The sequence below is a fragment of the Bacillus sanguinis genome (assembly GCF_018332475.1).
Taxonomy (GTDB): Bacteria; Bacillota; Bacilli; order Bacillales; family Bacillaceae_G; genus Bacillus_A; species Bacillus_A sanguinis.
Genome location: NZ_BOQB01000478.1, coordinates 1 through 1,199 on the forward strand (window position 1 = coordinate 1; position 1,199 = coordinate 1,199).

General features: G+C 33.7%; 2 protein-coding genes. One reads left to right on the plus strand and one right to left on the minus strand.

Annotated elements, in window-relative coordinates:
* Positions 1-106: 106 nt before the first annotated feature.
* Positions 107-613, plus strand: a complete 507-nt coding sequence (locus KI369_RS27830) for an RsfA family transcriptional regulator (RefSeq protein ID WP_212958869.1) — start codon at positions 107-109, stop codon at positions 611-613.
* A gap of 35 nt (positions 614-648) precedes the next feature.
* On the opposite strand, the gene KI369_RS27835 is transcribed toward KI369_RS27830, so the two are convergent.
* Positions 649-1,122: an N-acetyltransferase gene (locus KI369_RS27835; protein ID WP_016086545.1), complete on the minus strand. Its 474-nt coding sequence runs from the start codon at positions 1,120-1,122 to the stop codon at positions 649-651.
* Positions 1,123-1,199: the final 77 nt, after the last annotated feature.

The following is a 1,199-nucleotide window of genomic DNA, read 5'->3' on the forward strand; positions in this document are numbered from 1 at the left end:
TATCTTCTACGTTTATTTTTTTTTGCCTTATTCTTTATTTGTTGTATTCTATCTTTTCTAGTAACAGCATATGCTTAATAAAAAATGCATAGGGAGGACTAGAGAGATGGCGACAACAAGACAAGATGCTTGGACTGATGATGAAGATTTGCTTCTGGCAGAAGTAGTACTCCGGCATATTCGAGAAGGTGGGACGCAATTATCTGCCTTTAAAGAAGTGGGAAGACATTTATCTCGTACACCAGCAGCATGTGGCTTTAGGTGGAATTCTTACGTTAGAAAGCAATACAAAGAACGTATTGAGGAAGCGAAGCAACTACGTAAAGTAGAAAATTATGAAGTAAAAGAGACAAAGGTAGTAGAGCCTACGTCAATTACATTAAATGATGTTATTGATTTCTTGCAAAATTATAAAGATGAAAACTCTTTAATGGTGTTACAACAGCAAATTGAATCGTTGCAAACAGAGAAAGAGAGTCTTTTGGAGCGATTATCAGTATATGAGGAAGAGTATAGAACATTGCTTGATTATATCGATCAAAAAAGAAGTGTAATGGTAGCAGAAAGAAATAGCGCTCGTTCGAATGGGAAATTAGAAAAATTAAAGAAATAAAAAAACAGCTGCTATGTAGCTGTTTTTTTTATTTCTTATGCAGATTCTTCATTTGTAACCGTATTCAAATTTGTTTCTGGATTCCAAACATAAAAATCACCATCAGGTACTGATACAGGATGGAAATTTAATTTATCCCAAAAACCAGCTGAATGGATACGTGCGATTGTTTTAATTGGGAACTGTAGCCCCTTCGCATAATTTACAAGCATTTCTCCGAATCCTTGTTTTTGGAAAGTTGGTAACACTTCAAGTTTATAGAGTTCTAGGTAAGTACCTGTAATTTCGAATGGTTCCCCACCGTTTCTTTTCATATATAGGCTCATACGTGCAATTAGTGATCCGCCATAATAAATACCGTAAAATGGAGATTCACTATCGTTTTCAATAATGTTTGCTTGTAATTCTTCTAACATGGATAGTTCTTGAGCTCCGCAACCTTTAAATTTTTTAAATTCATCTAATGTTTTATAATTGATGAGCAAGCGCTCAACTTTTGGGAATCCCATAACATCACATCCTTTTCTTGTCTTGTTGAATGCAGAAAAGTAAAAATATTTATAATAATATTATAACTCATTTTTTT